Genomic DNA, 1912 nt, shown 5'->3' with positions numbered 1-1912 from the left:
ATAACACTATACTCTTGATACTCTCTCCCGCCCACCGGAAAAATCCGCTGACCCCGCATTCGAGCCCGTCAGCGGCACAATGAAGCGTAAAAAAAATTATGCTTGACCGAATAAAAGGCAAGGCAAAGGTGCGTCAAACCGGGAAAGAAATAATAAAGCGGCTTACCGACAAACTCATCAGTGGCTGGAACCCGTGGATGGAAATAAAGTGTCCGCTTGAATACACGACATTCACGGACACTGTCGAGAAGTACAAAGAGTATCTGGCTAAACTCTACAAAGAGAACGACATGTGCGAGCAGACCTTTAAAAGTTAGGCAGGTTGGACATTTTGGGTGATGGATTTCGTGTAATCAGCTGATTTAATTATCTTTGCGAAGATAATCATTGATATGGTTAAAAAAATGCTTTTTCTGCGGGTCTAAAAATGTGGTCAGTAACGGTCTGGGAGGCCGTACCCAAAGATATAAATGCAAGGACTGCGGCCGTCGTTTTGATGGCGGTATAAGGCGCGATAAAGCTAAGGTTATCAGCGACTATGTAGAGGGCAAACAGACGCTGGAACAGCTTGCGACCAAATATGGCGTCTGCGAAAAGACCATACGCAGGGATCTGGAGGGAATGCGGTATATCCATAAGATCGCAAAGCATAAGGATGTGACCGTACAGATGGACACCACATATTGGGGCAGGAACTTTGGTCTTATGGTTATCAAGGATGCTCTCCGGGGAATTGTCTTATGGCACAAGTATGTGCGTCATGAGACGGTTGCCCAATATGTGGAGGGAATCGAATGGTTGAAGAGCGACGGGTTCCGGATATACGGCATTGTGATTGACGGCATGAAAGGACTGCCACAGGCATTGAAACCGATACCTGTACAGATGTGCCAGTTCCACCAGATGCTCATAGTCCGCAGGTATCTGACTCAAAATCCGGACATAGAGGCTTCGCGGGAGCTGCTGAACCTGATAAACATCATCGCAAAAACCGATAAGGAAAGTTTTTGCGGAGCTTTCAATGAATTGTATGAGAAATACAGGGATGTTGTCAATGAACGTGTCCACGATAAAAGAATCAAGCGTGTCACACCTCCATATATGCGACCCAAACTACGCAGCGAATATCTGAGTATAAAACGCAACATCCCTCTGCTTTGGACTTTCTATGACCATCCGGAAACAGGACTTCCAAATACCAACAATGCCCTTGAGGCTGTATTCTCTGATTTGAAAACCAAGGTTCGGGTTCATCGGGGGATCAGCAAGGAAAACAGAAAGAAACTCATAGATGAATATCTCAAAAGACACTATTAGGACACCAAATACAGATTGATTACCGCTCTGTTATCACCCCAAATGGCCACTCAGCACTTTTGCTATGCAATCCATCACCAAAAATGTCCAACCTGCCATAAACTACAATCGGCGCCATGACTACCAAGACCATGGGATCCCTCAATATATTCCCGCCGCCCCGGCTCACAGTACCGCTCGACATAAAAAAGAGTCCCCGGCTGTCGGATTCTGTTAATCCGACAACCGGAAAATCACGCCGAGCGCATCAGGTACACATGATACGGAACGACACGCTCACTTGAAAACCAACGTCTTGAAAAGCCTCAGGACGGTATCGTCATCAAGAAGACGGGAAGCCTCGAAGCCGCCGCCGAGGTAATAGGCGCTTATCTCACCGGAGGAAGTGCGCACGAAATAACAGTCGGAGGAGGACAAGGGGGCCATGCCCTCATGGCTGCCGACGCCGGCAGACAGGGGACCGAGGTTGGAGCTTATCATGGACAGCTGCGCCACGGTGGGAAGGTCCCACCCGGAGGTATCGCCGGAGGGCAACAGGCCGGGCATGGCCGCTCTCACCGCGGAAAGGAGCGACTCCTGACCGTCGTTCTCCGAC

The 1912-nt window shown here is 48.9% G+C and carries 3 protein-coding genes (1 of these 3 cut by a window edge); 2 read left to right on the top strand and 1 reads right to left on the bottom strand.

Going from position 1 to position 1912, the window contains the following annotated elements:
* Positions 1-98: 98 nt before the first annotated feature.
* Positions 99-317, top strand: coding sequence for a hypothetical protein (locus tag MoGM_RS00425; protein ID WP_104368273.1), 219 nt, complete (start codon positions 99-101; stop codon positions 315-317).
* A gap of 112 nt (positions 318-429) precedes the next feature.
* On the top strand, positions 430-1317 hold the full coding sequence (locus MoGM_RS00420) for a hypothetical protein (RefSeq protein WP_233210079.1): 888 nt from the start codon (positions 430-432) through the stop codon (positions 1315-1317).
* 276 nt (positions 1318-1593) lie between these two features.
* Here the strand turns inward: MoGM_RS00420 and MoGM_RS00415 are convergent, their stop codons facing one another.
* Positions 1594-1912, bottom strand: the 3' portion of a protein-coding gene (locus MoGM_RS00415) for a FimB/Mfa2 family fimbrial subunit (protein ID WP_104368272.1). The gene runs 1073 nt beyond the window's last position; 319 of the gene's 1392 nt are visible here — the last part of the coding sequence; the start codon falls outside the window, past its right edge — the gene reads right to left on this strand; the stop codon is at positions 1594-1596.

The sequence above is a fragment of the Prevotella sp. MGM1 genome (assembly GCF_002933775.1).
GTDB lineage: Bacteria > Bacteroidota > Bacteroidia > Bacteroidales > Bacteroidaceae > Prevotella.
The sequence above is the reverse complement of the archived record's forward strand: the minus strand, read 5'-3'. Positions and strand labels throughout refer to the sequence as shown.

Coding starts and splice junctions, on each gene's coding strand:
- MoGM_RS00425 (WP_104368273.1), top strand. CDS start 99: ATGCTTGACCGAATAAAAGGCAAGGCAAAGGTGCGTCAAACCGGGAAA.